The sequence below is a fragment of the Achromobacter insolitus genome, from assembly GCF_002209555.1.
GTDB lineage: Bacteria > Pseudomonadota > Gammaproteobacteria > Burkholderiales > Burkholderiaceae_B > Achromobacter > Achromobacter insolitus.
Map to the genome: position 1 here is coordinate 532288 of NZ_NJIF01000002.1, position 17873 is coordinate 550160.

17 protein-coding genes are annotated in these 17873 nt (G+C 66.7%); 6 read left to right on the forward strand and 11 right to left on the reverse strand.

The window, feature by feature from the left end; all coding sequences use genetic code 11:
- Positions 1-24: 24 nt before the first annotated feature.
- The 5 genes from CEY08_RS08030 to phoB form a co-directional block, all read right to left on the reverse strand.
- Entirely contained in the window at positions 25-483 is a 459-nt protein-coding gene (locus CEY08_RS08030; protein WP_076817206.1) for a DUF411 domain-containing protein, read from the reverse strand.
- A 74-nt stretch (positions 484-557) separates the two neighbouring features.
- On the reverse strand, positions 558-1958 hold the full coding sequence (locus CEY08_RS08035) for a heavy metal sensor histidine kinase (protein ID WP_042795497.1): 1401 nt from the start codon (positions 1956-1958) through the stop codon (positions 558-560).
- Positions 1955-2629: a heavy metal response regulator transcription factor gene (locus CEY08_RS08040; RefSeq protein WP_042795496.1), complete on the reverse strand. Its 675-nt coding sequence runs from the start codon at positions 2627-2629 to the stop codon at positions 1955-1957. The genes CEY08_RS08035 and CEY08_RS08040 overlap by 4 nt, the downstream gene beginning before the upstream one ends.
- A 35-nt stretch (positions 2630-2664) precedes the next feature.
- Positions 2665-4002: a phosphate regulon sensor histidine kinase PhoR gene (phoR, locus tag CEY08_RS08045; protein ID WP_063639349.1), complete on the reverse strand. Its 1338-nt coding sequence runs from the start codon at positions 4000-4002 to the stop codon at positions 2665-2667.
- Positions 4003-4014: 12 nt separating this feature from the next.
- Positions 4015-4713 carry a phosphate regulon transcriptional regulator PhoB gene (phoB, locus tag CEY08_RS08050; protein WP_006227196.1) on the reverse strand — a complete coding sequence of 233 codons (699 nt, stop codon included), beginning with the start codon at positions 4711-4713 and terminating at the stop codon, positions 4015-4017.
- Between the two features lie 161 nt (positions 4714-4874).
- On the opposite strand from phoB, the gene ubiE reads away from it, so the two are divergent.
- The 6 genes from ubiE to CEY08_RS08080 all read left to right on the forward strand — a co-directional run bounded on the left by ubiE (position 4875) and on the right by CEY08_RS08080 (position 10795).
- Positions 4875-5651 carry a bifunctional demethylmenaquinone methyltransferase/2-methoxy-6-polyprenyl-1,4-benzoquinol methylase UbiE gene (gene ubiE / locus CEY08_RS08055; RefSeq protein WP_076817208.1) on the forward strand — a complete coding sequence of 259 codons (777 nt, stop codon included), beginning with the start codon at positions 4875-4877 and terminating at the stop codon, positions 5649-5651.
- Between the two features lie 177 nt (positions 5652-5828).
- On the forward strand, positions 5829-6839 hold the full coding sequence (locus tag CEY08_RS08060) for a Tim44 domain-containing protein (RefSeq protein WP_063639350.1): 1011 nt from the start codon (positions 5829-5831) through the stop codon (positions 6837-6839).
- 185 nt (positions 6840-7024) lie between these two features.
- Complete coding sequence (locus CEY08_RS08065; protein WP_076817210.1) at positions 7025-7663, forward strand: ubiquinone biosynthesis accessory factor UbiJ; 639 nt, start codon at positions 7025-7027, stop codon at positions 7661-7663.
- Positions 7664-7666: 3 nt separating this feature from the next.
- On the forward strand, positions 7667-9220 hold the full coding sequence (ubiB, locus tag CEY08_RS08070) for a ubiquinone biosynthesis regulatory protein kinase UbiB (protein ID WP_042795492.1): 1554 nt from the start codon (positions 7667-7669) through the stop codon (positions 9218-9220).
- A gap of 185 nt (positions 9221-9405) precedes the next feature.
- On the forward strand, positions 9406-10284 hold the full coding sequence (locus tag CEY08_RS08075; RefSeq protein ID WP_042795491.1) for a ferritin family protein: 879 nt from the start codon (positions 9406-9408) through the stop codon (positions 10282-10284).
- A 22-nt stretch (positions 10285-10306) separates the two neighbouring features.
- Entirely contained in the window at positions 10307-10795 is a 489-nt protein-coding gene (locus tag CEY08_RS08080; protein WP_076817212.1) for an adenylyltransferase/cytidyltransferase family protein, read from the forward strand.
- 21 nt (positions 10796-10816) lie between these two features.
- Here CEY08_RS08080 and CEY08_RS08085 read toward each other — a convergent pair whose 3' ends face one another.
- From CEY08_RS08085 to CEY08_RS08110, 6 genes are all read right to left on the reverse strand, one after another.
- Positions 10817-12148, reverse strand: coding sequence for a TolC family outer membrane protein (locus CEY08_RS08085; RefSeq protein ID WP_076818101.1), 1332 nt, complete (start codon positions 12146-12148; stop codon positions 10817-10819).
- Positions 12149-12227: 79 nt separating this feature from the next.
- Positions 12228-12908, reverse strand: a complete 681-nt coding sequence (locus tag CEY08_RS08090) for a protein-L-isoaspartate O-methyltransferase family protein (protein WP_042795490.1) — start codon at positions 12906-12908, stop codon at positions 12228-12230.
- A 101-nt stretch (positions 12909-13009) separates the two neighbouring features.
- Positions 13010-13852: a bifunctional hydroxymethylpyrimidine kinase/phosphomethylpyrimidine kinase gene (thiD, locus tag CEY08_RS08095; RefSeq protein WP_063639352.1), complete on the reverse strand. Its 843-nt coding sequence runs from the start codon at positions 13850-13852 to the stop codon at positions 13010-13012.
- Positions 13849-14652, reverse strand: a complete 804-nt coding sequence (locus CEY08_RS08100) for a thiazole synthase (protein ID WP_063639353.1) — start codon at positions 14650-14652, stop codon at positions 13849-13851. Before CEY08_RS08100 ends, thiD begins: the two co-directional genes overlap by 4 nt.
- A gap of 153 nt (positions 14653-14805) precedes the next feature.
- Positions 14806-15756: a cobalamin-binding protein gene (locus tag CEY08_RS08105; protein WP_084738647.1), complete on the reverse strand. Its 951-nt coding sequence runs from the start codon at positions 15754-15756 to the stop codon at positions 14806-14808.
- 53 nt (positions 15757-15809) lie between these two features.
- Positions 15810-17855: a TonB-dependent receptor gene (locus tag CEY08_RS08110; protein WP_042795486.1), complete on the reverse strand. Its 2046-nt coding sequence runs from the start codon at positions 17853-17855 to the stop codon at positions 15810-15812.
- Positions 17856-17873 lie beyond the last annotated feature (18 nt).

The window sequence follows — 17873 nt, forward strand, 5'->3', positions numbered from 1 at the left end:
GGATGGGACGTTGAGGATTGCGCGCTATCGATAAGCCTGGAAGACCTTGGCGTCGCCTTGCTTGTCCACCAGGACCACGTCGTGCGGCGTCTTGCGGCCGCCATATTCGGGGCCGTCCATGCCGGGAGAGCCGAGCGGCATGCCGGGCGCGGCCAGGCCCGCGGCGTCGGGCTTTTCCAGCAGCAGGCGGCGCACGTCGCTGGCGGGCACATGGCCCTCGATCGCGTAGCCTTCGACGGCCGCGGTGTGGCAGGAGCCGTAGTTGGCCATGCCGGCGTTGCGGCGGATGGGGCCGGTGTCCTGGACGTCGTGGGTGGTGACGGCGAAGCCGTTGTCGCGCATGTGCTTGACCCAATCTTCACAGCAGCCGCAGGTCGGGGTCTTCCAGACCTCGACCTTGACGGGCGTCTGGGCGGTGGCGAAGGCGGGTGCGCACAGGGCAGCGGCAAGAGCCAGACGGCGCGTGAGACGGGGAAGGTTCATGATGCTCCGTAACGGAAATAGTGGATCCCAGCGTACTGTAGAAGAACCGGGGTGACCCGATTCTGTCTTGCACATTACGTTTTTGTAATGATCTCGGCCGATGCATGGCCTTCCGGCGCGCGCAGCGTGATGCCGACCACGGTGCCGTGCGCGCCCGAGGCCGCGTCCACCTCGCCGCCATGCATGCGCGCGATGGCGCGTACGATCGCCAGGCCCAGGCCATGGCCTTCGCTGCGTGGCGCGCGCGCCTGGCTGGCACGGAAGAAGCGGTCGAAGATGCGGGGCAGGTCGGCGGACGGGATGGGCGGGCCGGGGTTGCGCACTTCGACCCGGGCGCCCGCCGGCGAGGCCGAGCAGGCCAACACGATTTCGCCGCCGCGAGGCGTGGCCTTGATGGCGTTGGAGATCAGGTTGGCCAGCGCGCGTCTCACCAGGCCAGCATTGGCGGCCACGGTGGCGTCGCCCAAGCAGCGCAAGTGCACGCCGCTTTCTTCCAACGTAGCTTCGTAATATTCGGCCACGCGCCGCGCTTCGGCGGCCAGCGAAACCGTCGCCAGGTCCACCGCCCGCTCGCCGCGGTCGGCGCGGGCCAGGAACAGCATGTCGTTGACCAGCGTCTTCAGGTCTTCCAGTTCTTCGAGGTTGGATTCCAGAGCGTCGCGCAATTCAGCCGCATCGCGCGGCGACGACAGCATGACTTGCGTGCCATTGATCAGCGTGGCCAGCGGCGTGCGCAGTTCATGCGCCACGTCGGCATTAAAGCCTTCCATCTGCTGGTAAGCGGCCTGCAGGCGTTCCAGCGTGCGGTTGAACGACCGCACCAGCTCGTGCAATTCACGGTCGGTATCTTCCAGCGGCAGGCGCCGCGCCAGGTTGTCGGGCTGGATGCCGGCCGCCTGTTCGGACAGCCGGCGCGCCGGCGCCATGCTACGGCGCACGGCCCACGCCGCCAGCACTACCGTGGCGCCCACCCACAACGCGCAGATCAACACCAGCGCGGTGCCGTAGGCGTACAGGAACTGCGAACTGGTGCGCGTGCTGACGGCCACCGTCAACGCGGCGCCGGGCAGGATGCGGTCATTCATGGCCACCCGCAATCCGCGCATGCGGCCGCCATCGGCGGTCTGCAGCACGACCTGCCTGCCGTCTTCTGTTTCCAGCGTTTCCGGCGGCGGGCCCCCATACACGGCGTGTCCCTGCGCATCCACGATCCAGATGCCGAGCTGGCCTTCGCCAGCGCGCATTTCATCGAAGGTGGCGGCCAGGTCCTGCAGGCCGCGCGCGCTGTTCTGCATGTCTATCAGGTGGTCGATCAGTTCCAGCTTGCCGCTGACCTCGGTGATTTCCTGACGCTCCACTTCGCGCTTGAGCGCCCAGAACAGCGTGGCTCCCGCCAGGCTGGACACCAGCAGCGCGATGGCTCCCAGCAGCAGGGTCAGCCGCGCCTGCATGGAGCGCACGCGCAAGGGCTTCATGCGGGACGGGATTCCAGCACGTAGCCCATTCCGCGCACCGTATGCAGCAATTTGGTGTCATAGGGGTCGTCCAGTTTGCTGCGCAGCCGCCGCACCGCTACGTCGATGACGTTGGTGTCGCTGTCGAAATTCATGTCCCAGACCTGCTCGGCCAGCGTGGTGCGTGACAGCACCTGGCCCTGGCGGCGCAGCAGCAAGGCCAATAGATTGAACTCTTTGGCGGTCAGGTCCAGGCGGCGGCCGCCGCGTTGGGCGCGCCGGCGGGCCAGGTCCAGCTCCAGGTCGGCCAGGCGCAGCAGCGTGGGCTCTTGCGAGCGACCGCGGCGCAGCAGCGCCTGCACCCGCGCCAGCAGTTCCGAAAAGGCGAAGGGCTTGACCAGGTAATCGTCGGCGCCGCCTTCCAGCCCGCGCACGCGGTCCTCGACCGCGTCGCGCGCGGTCAGCATCAGGATGGGAGTGTCTTTCTGTTCGCGCACCGCGGCCAGCACGCCAAAGCCGTCCACGCCCGGCAGCATCACGTCCAGCACGATCAGGTCATAGACGCCTTCCAGCGCCAGATGCAGGCCGTCCACGCCGTCGCGCGCCAGGTCCACGACGTGGCTTTGTTCCGACAGCCCCTTCTTGAGGTAGTCGGCCAGTTTGGGTTCGTCTTCGATTACCAGGATGCGCATGGCGGGAAATTTACCATCCACGCCCGGCGTGGGGCTCAATGTGCCGGGCTGAAAGGCGCCCGGCCCAGCGGCGTGCTGTCGATGGCCACGCGATCGGGCGGGAAGCGCAGGGCGAACACGCTGCCCTTGCCGGGTTCGCTGGTGATCAGCAGTTCGGCGTCGTGGCGCATGGCGATGTGCTTGGTGATCGCCAGCCCCAGGCCCGTGCCGCCTACGGCGCGCGAGCGCCCGCGGTCCACGCGGTAGAAGCGCTCGGTCAGGCGGGGCAGGTGGCGAGCCGGGATGCCGATGCCGGTGTCCTGCACGCTGTAGCGCGCGCCGCCGTCGTCCTCGCGCTCCCAGCGCACGGTGATGGTGCCGCCATCGGGCGTGTAGCGCACGGCGTTGGTCAGCAGGTTGGACAGGGCGGAGGTCAACTCGGTTTCGGCGCCCAGCACGTCCAGGGTCTCGTCGACGTGCCATTCCAGCACGTGGCGGCCGCCCGAGAGCGCCTCGATCTGTTGGCGCGCCTTCTGCAGCAACGCGCCCATGTTGACGGCGCGCGGATCGCTGCCCGGCGAGGATTCGAGGGTGGACAGGGTCAGCAGGTCTTCGACGATGGCCTGCATGCGCTGCGCCTGCTCGTGCATCATGTCTATGTATTGCTCGCGCTGTTCAGCGGGCAGCGCGTCGGCGGGCATGTCGCGCAGCGTCTCCAGGAAGCCCGCCAATACCGTCAGCGGCGTGCGCAGTTCGTGCGAAACGTTGGCGACGAAATCGCGGCGGGTGGTTTCCAGGCGTTCGATCTGGGTGACGTCGCGCGTGATCAGCAGGCGCTGATTGCTGGCATAGGCGGTCAGCTGCATCATCATCAGCCGTTCCTGGCCTTGCTGCCCAAGACGCACGAGGATGGGTTCGGGCCAGGACTGGCGGTGCGCGTATTCCACGAATTCAGGCGCGCGCAGCAGGTTCAGCAGGTTGTGGCCGCGGTCGGCCGGCAGCCGCAGGCCAAGATGCTGGCGAGCCATGCGGTTGCACCAGTCGATCTGGAAATCCTCGTTCAGGGTCACCGCCCCGTCCGGCAGCGCCTGGGCGGCGGCCAGCATGCCCTGCATGGTGTTCTGGGTTTCGTTCAGTTCGCGGGCGCGGGCGCGGGTGTAGCGGTACAGCGGGGCAAGGATGTCGTCCCAGGGCCCGACCGACGCGGGGGGCGAAGTCTCCGGATGGTTGGCCCAATGGGACACCAGGTGCAGGCGCCAGCTGCGCCAGAGCAGCATGCCGGAAATGGCGATCGAGAACAGTATCCAGCCCGCCGGATCTCCTATGAGCCATTGGGCCAGCAATGCGGCGGCCGCCCACAGGGCGACCAGGACTAGGGTGCGCAGCCAGATCATCGTGCGGGAGTTTTACCGCGTGGGGAGCTGGGCCGTAAACCGGTAGCCGCTGCCGCGGACCGTTTCCACGTGTGCATCGTGGCCGCTGGGTTCCAGCGCCTTGCGCAGGCGGCGGATATGCACATCGACCGTGCGCTCTTCCACGAAGACGTGGTCGCCCCAGACCTGGTCCAGCAACTGCGAACGCGAAAACACGCGTTCGGGGTGGGTCATGAAGAAATGCAGGAGGCGGAACTCGGTGGGGCCGATCTGCAGCGACTGGCTATTGCCGGACAGGCGATGCGTCACCGGATCCAGCTTCAGGCCGCCCACGTCGATCACGTCGTCGGTCAGCTGGGGCGCGCGGCGCCGCAGCACGGCCTTGATGCGCGCCATCAGTTCCTTGGGGGAGAACGGCTTGGTGATGTAGTCGTCGGCGCCGGCTTCCAGGCCGTCCACCTTGTCCTGCTCGGAGCCTTTGGCGGTCAGCATGATGACGGGAACGGCGCGGGTACGCTCGTCGTTGCGCAGCTTGCGCGCCATGGCCAGGCCGGACGTGCCGGGCAGCATCCAGTCAAGCAGGATCAGGTCGGGAAGCTCGGCGCGGATCAGCGTCTGGGCCTGGTCGGCGTCGAAGGCGCGCAGCACCTTGTGTCCGGCGAAAGACAGGTTGACGGCGATCAGTTCCTGGATGGCGGGTTCGTCTTCGACGACGAGAATGGTGCTGGACATGGCAGATTGGGCACACTTCTGAGCGCCGGCGCGGCGCGAACATTGCGATAGTATGGCCGCAATATTTCAGGTATGTGACCGCCAGGCGCCATAGCAGGCGTCGCCCGGCCTCGCGAGGGAGCCCGATAGGCTACCATTGAACGATATATCGGGAATTCACCATGCAAAACCCCTCCGAATCGCAACACTCCGCGGATTCCGCCTCGCAATCCACCCATTTTGGCTTCCAGACGGTGCCGGAAAGCGAAAAGGCCCGCAAAGTCGCCGAAGTCTTCCATTCGGTCGCCCAGCGCTACGACATCATGAACGATTTCATGTCGGCCGGGCTGCACCGCGTCTGGAAGGCCTTCACCATCGGCCGCGCCGCCATCCGACCCGGCATGAAAGTGCTGGACATCGCCGGTGGCACGGGGGATCTGGCCAAGGCTTTCGCCAAGCGCGCCGGCCCCACGGGCGAGGTCTGGCTGACCGACATCAATGATTCCATGCTGCGCGTGGGCCGCGACCGCCTGACGGATGCCGGCCTGCTGGTTCCCGCCGCCGTGTGCGATGCCGAGCGCCTGCCATTCCCTTCGGGCTATTTCGACCGCGTCAGCGTGGCCTTCGGCCTGCGCAACATGACCCACAAGGACCGTGCCCTGGCCGAGATGACCCGGGTATTGAAGCCGGGCGGCAAGCTGCTGGTGCTGGAATTCTCGCGCGTGGCCAAGCCGGTGGCGCCCGCGTACGACTGGTATTCGTTCAATGTGCTGCCCTGGCTGGGCAAGAAGGTTGCCAAGGACGAGGCCAGCTACCGTTATCTGGCGGAATCCATCCGCATGCACCCCGACCAGGAAACCCTGGCCGACATGCTGCGCACGGCCGGGCTGGAGCGGGTCCAGTACTTCAACCTGACGGCCGGCATCGCCGCCCTGCATGAAGGCGTGAAACTGGGCTGATCCGCGCCAGCCATCCGGACATTTTGCTGCCCCTGCGGGAACTTGTGGGGCGGCGTCTTGTCCGTTATTCTTACGGTATTCAGATTAATGTAAGAAAAGTCGCGACGAAGGTCCCGCGGTCCGTGGGACTTCCTGCTGCTCGGGGCGGCAGGGGCGCGAGTACGAGGGAGCAAACCTATGTCCAAATTCTGTCTTTCGCGGTTTGTCGCCGCGGCGCTGATCGCCGTTTCCGGCGCGGCACTGGTGACGGCGTCGTTTGACGCTGAAGCCCGCCGTGCCGGCGGTGGCAGCAGCGTTGGCCGACAATCCTCCAATGTGACCCAGCAACGCCAGGCGACCACGCCTCCGGCCGCTGCCAACAACACCGCTGGCGCCACCGCTGCACCGGCCGCCGCCGGCGCGGCCACGGCTGGCGCCGCGACCGCGGGCGCCGCCGCCAAGAGCGGCGCTTCGCGCTGGCTCGGCCCCATCGCCGGCATCGCCGCCGGCCTGGGTATTGCCGCGCTGCTCTCCAGCATGGGCCTGTCGGGCGCTTTCGCCGAATTCCTGTCGTCGGCGCTGCTGATCGGCCTGGTCGTTTTCGCCATCATGTTCATCGTCCGCCGTCTGCGCGGCGCTGGTCCGCGCACCGCCACGCAAGGCGCGTTCGGCGGCAACAACGCCTCGGGCCAGCAGCAGCAACAGCAACCGATGTGGCGTGAATCGCTGAAGCCGGCTCCGGCTGCTCCGGCCGCCGCTCCGGTCGCCGCCGCTGCCGCCGCGCCGGCTGCGCTGCCCAAGATGGGCGACGACAACAACTGGTTCGTGCCGGGTGACTTCGACACGCCCAACTTCCTGAAGCAGGCCAAGGAGCAATTCGTGCGCATCCAGGCCGTTTGGGACAGCGGCAGCACCGAAGGCCTGCGCGAATTCCTGACCGACGACCTGATCACCGAGCTCAAGCCGCAGCTGGCCGAGCGCGGCGCGGCGCCCAACAAGACCGAAGTGGTCCTGCTGAACGCCGAGATGCTGGGCATCGAAACCGTTTCCGACGGCCACCTCGCCAGCGTGCGCTTCTCCGGCATGCTGCGCGAAGCCCCCGGCACCGAAGCGTTCCGCTTCGAGGAAGTCTGGAATCTGTTCAAGCCGGCCAATGGCGGTTGGCTGCTCGCAGGCATCCAGCAGATCCCGGTGGATCTCGCCAGCTGAGCCTGACCGGCCGGGTCCGATTCCCGCCTCCGTTGCGGATGCCGCCAGGCATCTGTTTGAACCGGCCCTCACAGGGCCGGTTTTTCCATGTGCTTGCGCAAAACACCCATCCATCCAACCCGTTACACTCCCGATTTACCCATTAACTTCGGCAACCCCGGAAACCGGGGCTGTTGCGGACCGCCATGCTGCCTTTTCCGTTCCTGCCCACCCCCTCGCGACTGGCTGTAAGCGCGCTCAACGCCCTGTTGCGGCGTGAGGATTGGGCGCGCGACCGGCTGGCCCGGCATGCCGGCAAAACCGTGCGCTTCGCGCTCGGCGGGTTCAGCCTGGGCCTGACCATAGATAGCGAAGGCCTGGCGACCCAGGCCGATGCGGCCGTGGTACCGGACGTGACTTTGACGGTCGCCCCTGAAAAGCTGCCGCTGCCGCGCCTGGGGGCGGACCGCGAGCAACCCGATTTCGCCGAAGCGACCCATATTTCGGGCGACGCGGCATTGGCGCAAGTGGTGGCCGACCTGTCCAAGCAGCTGCGCTGGGATCCTGAAGACGCGCTGGCCCGGGTGGTCGGCGACATCGCGGCGCTGCGCCTGGTGGGGGGCGCGCGCGCGGCCGCTGGCGGCGCGCGCACGGCAGGGCTGCGCCTGGCCGAGAACGTGTCGGAATATCTGTCCGAAGAAAGCGGCATGCTGGCGAGCCGTCCGGCGCTGGAACAATGGCGCCTGGACCTGGCCGAACTGAACGCCCGCGCCGATGCGCTGGCCCGTTCGGCGGCGGCCTTGCAAACCCGTCTGGCATCGGCCAGCGCAAAGCGGGGCGCCTGATTCATGTTCCCCTTGCTGCGCCTCTTTCGCATCATTCTGGTTTCGCTGCGCTACGGCCTGGACGAACTGGTGCTCTCCAGCTTGAACCATCCGCTGGCGACCTGCCTGCTGCGCGTCATCCGGCTTGGCACGCGCCCGCGCAAGCCGCGTGGCTTGCGTCTGCGCCTGGCGCTGGAATCGCTGGGCCCGATTTTCGTGAAGTTCGGGCAGGTGCTGTCCACCCGCCGCGACCTGATCCCGGCTGACATCGCCGACGAATTGGCCCTTTTGCAGGATCGCGTGCCGCCGTTCCCCTCGGCACAGGCGGCGGCCTGCATCGAAGCGGCGCTTGGCGCGCCGCCCGAAAAGCTGTTCGCGCAATTCGAAGTGGACCCGGTGGCTTCGGCCTCGATCGCCCAGGTGCACTTCGCCGTGCTGCACGATGGCCGCGAAGTCGCGGTGAAGGTGCTGCGCCCGGGCATGCTCAGCATCATCGAGAAGGACCTGTCGCTCTTGAAGGTGGTGGCGCGCATCATCGAGCGCCTGGGCGCCGACGGCCGCCGACTCAAGCCCCGTGAAGTGGTGGCCGAGTTCGACAAGTACCTGCACGACGAGCTGGACCTGGTGCGCGAAGCGTCCAACTGCAGCCAGTTGCGCCGCAACTTTGGCCCCGAGTCCGGCCGCGGCGACATGCTGATCGTGCCCGAGGTGATCTGGGAATACACGGCCTCGACGGTGTTCACCATGCAACGCATGTACGGCATGCCGGTGGGCCAGGTGGACCGGATGCGCGAGGCCGGCATAGACATCCCCACCCTGGCGCGCACCGGCGTGGAGATCTTTTTCACGCAGGTCTTTACCGACGGCTTTTTCCACGCCGACATGCACCCGGGCAACATCTACGTATCCGACCGCCCGGAAACGCTGGGCAGCTACATCGCCCTGGACTTCGGCATCGTGGGTTCGTTGTCCGAGTTCGACAAGAATTACCTGGCGCAGAACTTCCTGGCCTTTTTCCACCGGGACTATCGCCGCGTGGCGCAATTGCACATCGAGTCGGGCTGGGTGCCTCCCGATACGCGCGAAGAAGAACTGGAAGGCGCCGTGCGCGCAGTCTGCGAACCGTACTTTGACCGGCCGTTGTCCGAAATCTCGCTGGGACAGGTGCTCTTGCGCCTGTTCCAGACCTCGCGCCGGTTCAACGTGGAGATCCAGCCGCAGCTGGTCCTGTTGCAGAAGACCTTGCTGAACGTCGAGGGATTGGGCCGCCAGCTCGATCCCAACCTGGATCTCTGGAAGACCGCCAAGCCCTACCTGGAACGCTGGATGCGCCAGCGCGTCGGATTCAAGGGTTTGCGGCAAAGCCTGGAAAAAGAGGCGGCGCAGTGGTCGCAGATGCTGCCCGCTTTGCCCAGGCTGGTCCATGACCACCTGAGCCGTCCCAACGTCTCGCCCGCCCTGTTGGCCGAGATGATCCAGTTGCGGAGGGCGCAGGAACAGAACAACCGGCTGGTTGCAGCGCTGGTTGGGGTGGCGGCCGTCGCCATCGGGGTCGCGATATGGGCCTTGACCCGATAGGCGGCGCGATGATCTAGACGGTATCTGTCATGTTTCATTCATGAAACGGTCATCATAGCTTCGCGGTACACGGCGAAAAATAGCGCTGCGGTGGATGAATGCAGCGCTCCTGCCGGCAACGCGCGCGCCATTCATTAATTTCTATATCAATAGCCCCACTAGCGGGACAAATACAAGGGCAGACCATGCTTTATCCTGAACTCTTCAAGACCATGGAAGCCGTGCGCTGGAACATGGCGCATGACATTCCCTGGGGGGATTTCGATCGCAGCAAGCTCTCGGACGAGCAGGCCCACACGATCAAGATGAACGCCATCACGGAATGGGCAGCCTTGCCGGCTACCGAAATGTTCCTGCGCGACAATCGCGGCGACAGCGATTTCTGCGCGTTCATGTCGGTTTGGTTCTTTGAAGAGCAGAAGCATTCGCTGGTGCTGATCGAGTACCTGCGCCGCTTCCGTCCGGACCTGGTGCCCACCGAGGAGGAACTGCACAACGTGCGCTTCGAGTTCGATGCCGCGCCCGAACTGGAAACCCTGATGCTGCATTTCTGCGGCGAGGTCCGCCTGAACCACTGGTATCGCCGCGCCGCCGAATGGCACACGGAACCCGTCATCAAGGCCATTTACAAGACGGTGGCCCAGGACGAGGCCCGCCATGCGGGCGCTTATCTGCAGTACATGCGCCGCGCGCTGCATGACCGCGGCCAGGACACGAGCGAGCAGGCCCGCCTGGCTTTCTCCAAGATCGGCGTGCTGATGGCCTCAGCCGGCCGTACGCAGCAGGCCCTGCACCCGACCAACCTGCACGTGAACAAGGAACTGTTCCCCAACGATACGGTGCAGTCGCGCCTGCCGGAACCGGGCTGGCTGGAGCACTGGCTGGACACGCAGATCCGTTTTGACGGCGTGTGGGAGCAGAAGGTCGCGACCCGCATCCTGCATATCCTGTCCAAGCTGATGGACCGCAGCTTCGAAACCGTGAAGGACCTGAACCGTTACCGCAAGGAAATGACGGCCCTGATCGTGCCGAAGGAAAAGCAGATCATCCTGGGCGGCGCCTGAGCCGGGGCGATACAATCGCCGCATGCCTGCCGCCCGTTTCGAATCCAAGGTCCTGTCCCGCGACGAATGCGTCGCCGCTGTCGCCGCCGGCCGTTTTCCGCGGCCGCTGGTGTTTACCAACGGCGTCTTCGACATCCTGCACCGGGGCCATGCAACCTACCTCGATCAGGCCGCCCAGCTGGGCGCGACCCTGATCGTGGCGGTGAACACCGACGAGTCGGTGCGCCGCCTGGGCAAGGGCGCCGAGCGCCCGCTCAACCGCATGGACGACCGCGCCGCCTTGCTGGCCGCGCTGGGTTTCGTGACCGTGGTCACGTCCTTTCATGAAGACACGCCCGAGGCCTTGATCGGCCAGCTCAGGCCCGACCTGATCGTCAAGGGCGGCGACTACGACATGGAAAAGCTGCCCGAGACCGCCCTGGTCAAGACCTGGGGCGGCCGCGCGGTGGCAATTCCGTTCGAGTTCGAGCGCTCCACTACCGCGCTCGTGAAGAAAATCCAGAACCAGTAAGGCTGGGCCCCAGCCGGCGGGTCAGCGCGGTTCCCGCAGCAAGCGGTTGATCGCTTCCAGGTCCGTTTCTGCCAGGATGCCGCTGGTGGCCTTCAGGCGCAGGCTGGCGAGGACGGTGCTGTAACGCGCCAGGGCCAGGTCGCGCTGCGTGGCGTAGAGCTGTTGCTGCGCATTGAGCACATCCAGGTTGATGCGCACGCCGACCTCGTAGCCGGTGCGGTTGGCCTCGACCGCGGCGCGGCTGGATTTTTCACCGGCCTCAAGCGCCTGGATGCGGGCCAGGCCGCTGGTAACGCCGGTGTAGTACTGGCGCGCGGCCTGGACAGCCTGGCGGCGCGCGGCCTCGTAGTCATGGCGTGCTTTCTGTTCCAGCTGAACCTTTTCCGTCACTTGCGAAGAGACGCCGCCGCCTGCATACAGTGGAATCGACAGCACGACGCCGATCGTGTTGTCGATCGGTTTGCCCGGCGCGGCGTTGCCCATGATGGCGTCGCTGGCGCTGCCGCTGGTGGCCCGCAGGTTCAGCGTGGGATAGTGGCCGCTCTTGGCGATCTGGATCTCGCGCCCGGCGATGCGGGTGGACAATTGGGCCCGCAGCACATCCAGGCTGGATGCCTCGGCCTGATTGCTCCAGTCGGCCACGCGCGCGGGTTGCGGCGCGGGCAGTTGCACGCCGTAGGGCAGTTCGGCCAGCGCGCCCGGGGCCGTGCCGATGATCTTGGCCAGCTCGTCGCGGCGGACGTCCAGATCGTTCTGCAGGCGCAATTCCTGCGCTACCACCAGGTCGTAGCGCGCCTGGGCCTCGTAGGTGTCGGTGATCGTCGCGTTACCCAGCTCGAAATTGCGCTTGGCGGATTCGAGCTGCCCGGCCACGGCGGCCTTTTCGGCCTCGGTGGCGGTCAGCGTGTCCTGCGCGTAGAGCACGTTGAAGTAGGCATCCGCCACGCGCAGCAAAAGGTCCTGGAAGGCCTGCTGCAGCTGCACCTCGACGTCGGCGACGATCAGCTTGGATTGCTCGAAATTCTGCCAGCGGCCCCAGTCGAACAGGGGTTGGGTCAGGGACAGGTCCCAAACGGCGCGTCCGCCGCTGTAGGCGACGCCCAGGCCGCGGGTGCTGCGGGTTTCCTGGTAGGCACCGCCTGCTTCGGCGGAGATCAGGGGCAGGAGCAGGGAGCGGGCCTGGGGTTCTTTTTCCAGGCCGGCGCGGTAGTTGGCGCGGGCGGCGGCGTAGATCGGATCATGGACCAGCGCGGACTGCCAGATCTGGATCAGGTTCTGCGCGCGGACGGGCGACGAGCCGACGATTGCGGCGCAGGTAAAAACCAGTAAAGCCGTTAGCAATCGGACACGCATGATGGTCAACGATACGCCGGGCCGCCCGGGCCGCTGCCGCCGTGATGGCGGGGCGGGCGCCCGGCGGCAGGGTTGGGGGTCAGAACTTGAACTGGGAGACCGCGACGCCGCGCAGCGGCTTGATGACGGTTTCGAACAGGTTCACGGTTTCGAAGCTGGCCGCGGTAGTGCGGGTGATGCGGCAGGCGGTCATGATGGGGGCCTGGCCCACGACCACGACAAGGCGGCCGCCCACGCGCAGCTGGTACTTCAGCGCATCGGGAACGGTCGGCACGGAGCCGGTGACCAGAATGGCGTCGTACTCGGTGGAGCCCCAGCCGTTGCGGGCATCGCCGGTTTCGACCTTGACGTTGGTGACGTTGTTCATCTGCAGGTTCTGCTGGGCGAACGTCACCAGGCGGCTGTCGATCTCGACCGACGTGACTTGCTGCGCCAGATAGCCCAGCAGCGCGGCCTGGTAGCCGGAGCCGGTGCCGATTTCCAGGACACAGTCGGACTTGGTCAGCAGCAATTCTTGCGCCAGGCGGGCTTCCACCTTGGGTGCCAGCATGTTTTGGCGGGTGTTGACCGCATTGATCTCAAGCGGCAGTTCCAGGTCGGAAAACGCCAGCGCGCGCAGGGCCGGCGGAACGAATTGTTCGCGGCGCACGTCGAACAGCGCTTGCAGCACGTTGGCGTCCAGAACGTCCCACGGGCGGATCTGCTGTTCCACCATGTTGAAGCGGGCTTGTTCTACGTCGGGCAGGGTCGAAGCGTTCATGACGGTCAGAAAAAACAGAGGAATCAACAGACCATTGTACCGATTCGTAGCGTACTGTGACGCGCGGCCCCGCCGACAGATGTTTCAGGCGCCGCCCGGGACTACCACCAGGCGTGGAAGTGGTGCACAGGGCCGTGGCCGGAACCCACCGACAGGCGCTCCGCGTGGCGGATGGCCTCGGTCAGATAGGCTTTGGCGCGGCGCGCTGCCTCGGGTACGTCCCCGGTTTGCGGCAGCAGGGCGGCCAGCGCCGCCGACAGGGTGCAGCCAGTGCCGTGCGTATTGACGGTTTCGATGCGGTGGCCAGGCAGCTCGATCATGCGGTCGCCATCGTGCAGGAGGTCGATGGTGTCGTTGCCGGGCAAGTGGCCGCCCTTGACCAGCACCCAGCGTTCGCCCGAATGCGCCAGCTTGTTGCGCAGGCGTTCGGCCACCCGCCGCATTTCCTTGACGGTTTCGACCGGGCGTTCTTCCAGCAGCACGCCGGCCTCGGGCAGGTTGGGTGTCAGCAGGGTGGCCTGGGGCAGCAGGGCTTCGCGCATGGCGCCCACGGCGTCGCGTTCCAGCAGCAGGTCGCCGCTCTTGGCCACCATGACCGGATCCAGCACCACGTGGGCGGGGGCCCATTTGGCGAGCTTCTCGGCCACCACCTGGATGACCGGCTGCTGGCCCAGCATGCCGATCTTGACTGCGTCGATGCGTACGTCCGCGAACAGCGTGTCGATCTGCTGGCCGACAAAGGCCGGCTGGACCGCCGAGATGCCGGTGACGCCCTGGGTGTTCTGCGCCGTCAACGCGGCGATCACCGCGCAGCCGTAGGCGCCCAGCGCGCTCATCGCCTTGACGTCGGCCAGTATGCCGGCACCGCCGGACGGGTCGACGCCGGCGATCGTCAGTGCGTTGGGAATGGGGCGGCCGCTGGCGGCCTGTTGGCGGCTGCTCATTTGGGGGCGCCGGCCGTGATCAGGCCTTCGGTGGGGGAACTGGGGGCGCCGCTGTACAGCTTCTTGGGCATCCGGCCGGCCAGGAAGGCCTCGCGGCCGGCTTCCACGCCCTTCTTCATGGCGCTGGCCATGAGGATGGGATCGCGCGCGCCGGCGATGGCGGTGTTCATCAGGACGGCGTCGCAGCCCAGCTCCATGGCGATGGCCGCGTCCGAGGCGGTGCCCACGCCGGCGTCCACCACGATGGGCACGCGGGCCTGCTCGATGATCAGGCGCAGGTTCCAGGGGTTCAGGATGCCCATGCCCGAGCCGATCAGCGAGGCCAGCGGCATCACGGCGACAGCGCCCAGGTCTTCCAGCATGCGGCACTGGATGGGGTCGTCGGTGCAATACACCATGACCTTGAAGCCGTCGTCCACGAGCGTCTTGGTGGCCTTGAGGGTTTCGGGCATGTTGGGGAACAGGGTGTGCGGGTCGCCCAGCACTTCCAGCTTCACCAGGTCGTGGCCGTCCAGCAGCTCGCGCGCCAGGCGCAGCGTGCGCACGGCGTCGTCGGCGCTATAGCAGCCGGCGGTATTGGGCAGCAGCGTGAATTTCGACGGCGGGACGTAGTCCAGCAGGTTCGGTTCGCCCGCGTTCTGGCCGATATTGGTGCGGCGGATCGCGACGGTGACGATCTCGGTGCCGCTGGCGTCCAGCGCAGCGCGGGTCTGTTCAAAGTCCTTGTACTTGCCGGTGCCGACGAGCAGGCGCGACGAGTAGGCGCGGCCGGCGATGGTGAGAGTGTCTTGAGTGGTCATGGCGGAGGTTCAAAGGGCGGGTGCGCACGATGCGAGGCCCGCGGGGACTGGCGATTCGTTGCTCGAATGATAAAGCACGCGGCAGCGCGGCAGATGCGGCCGGTGAAATGTGGCGTTCCACTATTTGAAGATCACGGCATGCGCACCGGACGGTCAGCGCAACCGGTCCAGATCGGCGCAGATCGCTTCGGCGGCGTCGATCAGGCGCGGGCCCGGTCGGTACAGGGCATCGGCATCCACACCGTACACGTGGCCCAACCGGGCAGCGGGCAGCCCAAGCGCCTGCCAGGCGGCCAGGTTGCGGGCGGCGTCCTCCGGGCGGGATATCCCCGCCAGCACCGCCTCGGGCCGGGCCGCCAGCACGCTTTCCAGCGAGACCTGGGGCGCCACCACAGGCGCCTGGCCGAAGACATTGACGCCGCCGCAGACGCGCAGGGCGTCGCTGACGATGCTGCTGTCGTTCAGGGTGTAGATGGGATCCAGCCCCGCCTGCACGAAGACGCGCACGGGGCGGCGGTCCGCATAGCGCTCGGCCAGGGCCTCCAGGCGAGCGCGCAGGGCCTGCGCGGCGGGCCGCGCCTGCGCTTCGGTGCCGAACAGCGCGCCCATGCGTTCGACCGCGTCGGGGATGGCGGCCAGGGTCAGCGGGTCGCTATAGAACACCGGTACGCCCAGCTTGTCCATCACCCGGGCCAGGGGCGCGGCAGCGCCGGGCTGCCAGGCGATCAGCAGGTCGGGGCGGACCGCCGCCACGCGCTCGGGATCCGGTTGGGTGCCGTCCCCGATGACGGGCAGTTGGCGGGCGGCGGGCGGATAGTCACTGCCGCGGATGGTGGCAATGACGTGGTCGCCGGCGCCTGCCGCATAGACGAGTTCGGTTGCATGCGGGGCCAGGGTGACGGCGCGGCGCGCGGGCGCGGCCAGCGAGACCGTGCGGCCCTGGTCGTCGCGGACCTGTACGGCGGTGCCTGCGGCCGGGCCAGCCACGGCAGGGTTAGCTGCAAGGCCTGCCACAAGCCCCACGGCTAGGCCCGCGGCCAGCCGCGAGCCCAGGGCCTGGAACAGCCCCGGTTCAACGTATGGGTAGGCGTCTGCGTGGATCATGCCGGAAGCCGATATAGCCAGCGGGGAACGCCGACTATATCGGAATGCCGCGATCAGTAGCGCAGCGTGAGCGACGCGTAGAAATTGCGGCCAGGAGCGGGGTACAGGCTGTAGTTGGCGACCGGGCCCAGCATTTCGAACGACGCGTTGCCGCCGCGGATGCCGTAGGTGGCGTACTGGCGGTCGAAGATGTTGTTCACGCCGATGGCGCCTTCGATATTGCGCGTGAACTTGTAGGCCACTTTGGTGTTGAACAGTACGTAGGCATCCAGCTCCTTGGCGAACTGGTTGGCCTGGTCGTTGTCCATGCGCGACTTGCCGACATACTGCGCCGTGACGTTCCACAGGAACGCATCGGTGGGGCGCCAGGTCACGCCGGCATTCGCCAGCCACTTGGGCGCCAGCGGCACGGTCTTGCCCGACAGGTCCACGCCGGCATAGGTCCCGGAGCGGAACTGCGCTTCCATCCAGGTCAGGTTCGCATCCAGCGTGAGGCTGCTGGAAATCGCGGTGTGGCCTTCCAATTCGATGCCTTGGCGGCGGGTCGGGTCCAGGTTGGTATTGGCGCCGGTGCCCGGGCCCCAGATGCCGTCGGCCAGCGGGTTGTACTGGATCTCATTGGTCAGGTCATAGCGGAAGTACGACAGGCGCGCGCTGCTGCTGGCCGATTGCCAGGTCACGCCGATTTCCTTGTCGGTGGACGTTTGCGGGGCCAGCGGGGTCTGCACCGACAGCAGTTCGTCGGCGTTGGGCAGGCGGAAGCTGCGGCCGACCTTGCCGTACACGCCGAAGCCGGCGGGCAGGTCCTGGCGCACGCCCAGCTGCCAGGCGGTCAGGTGATTACTGCGGTCCGACGCCGTGCCCGAACCGGAAATCACGTCCAGGTCGTCGGACGCGTACTGGCGGCGCACGCCGGCCGTCACGTAGGTAGTGTCGGTGGCGCGGACCTGGCCTTCGGCGAACAGGCCATATTGATGCTGGCGAGACTGCCACTTCGACGGCTGGAAGTCGTAATAGGCATTCTGGTTGGCGGTGGTCTTGGCTTCCTGGCCATCGGCACCGAAGACGATGCTGTGGCCGCCGGTGATCGGCAGGCGGTAGCGCAGGCTGGCGATGTTCTCTTCCAGCTTCTGGTCACGCAGGATGTCGCCGAAGCCGTCGTACGTCAGGCCGTCCAGCTTCTTTTCGCGGGTCGACAGGTCGGCGTACAGCGTGCCGGCGCCGATCGCCTGCTCCAGTTGCAGGCCGAAGGTGGTCGTGGTGGTCTTGACGTAATCGATGTCGTTCTTCGAGCCGCGCGGATCGTCCTGGTACTCGTTCAGCCCCGTCGTCGGGTTGATCGTGCGCGGGCCGGGCAACTCCAGCTTCTGCGTGGTGGTGCGGCCGTACAGGCGGATCGAGCCGTCGTCATGGCGGAACGTGATGCCGCCGCCGCCACCTTCGCGGCGCTCGCCGCTGTGATCGCGGTAGCCATCGCTGTGCAGCGATTGCATATAGGCGTCTACGCCGACTTTTTCATTGTTCATGGCCACGGCGGCGTCGTACTGGCGCAGGCCGTAGCTGCCGAAGGTGGCGGTGGCGCGGGCGCTGACCGGCTCCTTGGCGAAATCCGAACGGGTGATGATGTTGATCACCCCGCCGGTGGTGCCGCCGCCATACTGCACTGAGCCGCTGCCGCGCACGATCTCTATGCGCTCGACCTGATCCAGCGGCACCACGCCCAGGCTGGGAGCCGACAGGTCGTTGGTGTTCTGCTTCACGCCGTCGATCAAGATCAGCGTATTGCTCGCGCCGGTGATGCCGAAACCGCGCAGGTCGACGATGGAATTGTCGCTGGAGCTGCTGGTGTTGATCAGGTGGATGCCGGCCTGGGTCGACAGCAGGTCCTGCATGGTGCGGGCGCTAGCCGCGGCGATGTCCTCGGCGGTGATGACCGAAATGGACACCGGCAGTGTGCGGCCGTCGGTCGGCACGCGCTGGGCGGTGACCGTGATGGCGTCGAGCTGGGGAGGGGTGGAGGCGGCTTGCTGGGCGGCGGCGACGGCCGGAGCGGAGCAGAGCAGGGCGCCGGCGTAGCGCCGGATGGAGCGGGTTTTCATCTACGTAACCTCGATGCG

Bases quoted from the DNA above. Each gene is read 5' to 3' on its own strand.
- phoB (WP_006227196.1), bottom strand. From the start codon at position 4,713: ATGTCCAGCACCATTCTCGTCGTCGAAGACGAACCCGCCATCCAGGAA.
- ubiE (WP_076817208.1), top strand. From the start codon at position 4,875: ATGCAAAACCCCTCCGAATCGCAACACTCCGCGGATTCCGCCTCGCAA.
- CEY08_RS08065 (WP_076817210.1), top strand. From the start codon at position 7,025: ATGCTGCCTTTTCCGTTCCTGCCCACCCCCTCGCGACTGGCTGTAAGC.
- CEY08_RS08035 (WP_042795497.1), bottom strand. From the start codon at position 1,958: ATGAAGCCCTTGCGCGTGCGCTCCATGCAGGCGCGGCTGACCCTGCTG.
- ubiB (WP_042795492.1), top strand. From the start codon at position 7,667: ATGTTCCCCTTGCTGCGCCTCTTTCGCATCATTCTGGTTTCGCTGCGC.
- CEY08_RS08060 (WP_063639350.1), top strand. From the start codon at position 5,829: ATGTCCAAATTCTGTCTTTCGCGGTTTGTCGCCGCGGCGCTGATCGCC.
- CEY08_RS08080 (WP_076817212.1), top strand. From the start codon at position 10,307: ATGCCTGCCGCCCGTTTCGAATCCAAGGTCCTGTCCCGCGACGAATGC.
- CEY08_RS08090 (WP_042795490.1), bottom strand. From the start codon at position 12,908: ATGAACGCTTCGACCCTGCCCGACGTAGAACAAGCCCGCTTCAACATG.
- CEY08_RS08030 (WP_076817206.1), bottom strand. From the start codon at position 483: ATGAACCTTCCCCGTCTCACGCGCCGTCTGGCTCTTGCCGCTGCCCTG.
- phoR (WP_063639349.1), bottom strand. From the start codon at position 4,002: ATGATCTGGCTGCGCACCCTAGTCCTGGTCGCCCTGTGGGCGGCCGCC.
- CEY08_RS08105 (WP_084738647.1), bottom strand. From the start codon at position 15,756: ATGATCCACGCAGACGCCTACCCATACGTTGAACCGGGGCTGTTCCAG.
- CEY08_RS08075 (WP_042795491.1), top strand. From the start codon at position 9,406: ATGCTTTATCCTGAACTCTTCAAGACCATGGAAGCCGTGCGCTGGAAC.
- CEY08_RS08100 (WP_063639353.1), bottom strand. From the start codon at position 14,652: ATGACCACTCAAGACACTCTCACCATCGCCGGCCGCGCCTACTCGTCG.
- thiD (WP_063639352.1), bottom strand. From the start codon at position 13,852: ATGAGCAGCCGCCAACAGGCCGCCAGCGGCCGCCCCATTCCCAACGCA.
- CEY08_RS08085 (WP_076818101.1), bottom strand. From the start codon at position 12,148: ATGCGTGTCCGATTGCTAACGGCTTTACTGGTTTTTACCTGCGCCGCA.
- CEY08_RS08110 (WP_042795486.1), bottom strand. From the start codon at position 17,855: ATGAAAACCCGCTCCATCCGGCGCTACGCCGGCGCCCTGCTCTGCTCC.
- CEY08_RS08040 (WP_042795496.1), bottom strand. From the start codon at position 2,629: ATGCGCATCCTGGTAATCGAAGACGAACCCAAACTGGCCGACTACCTC.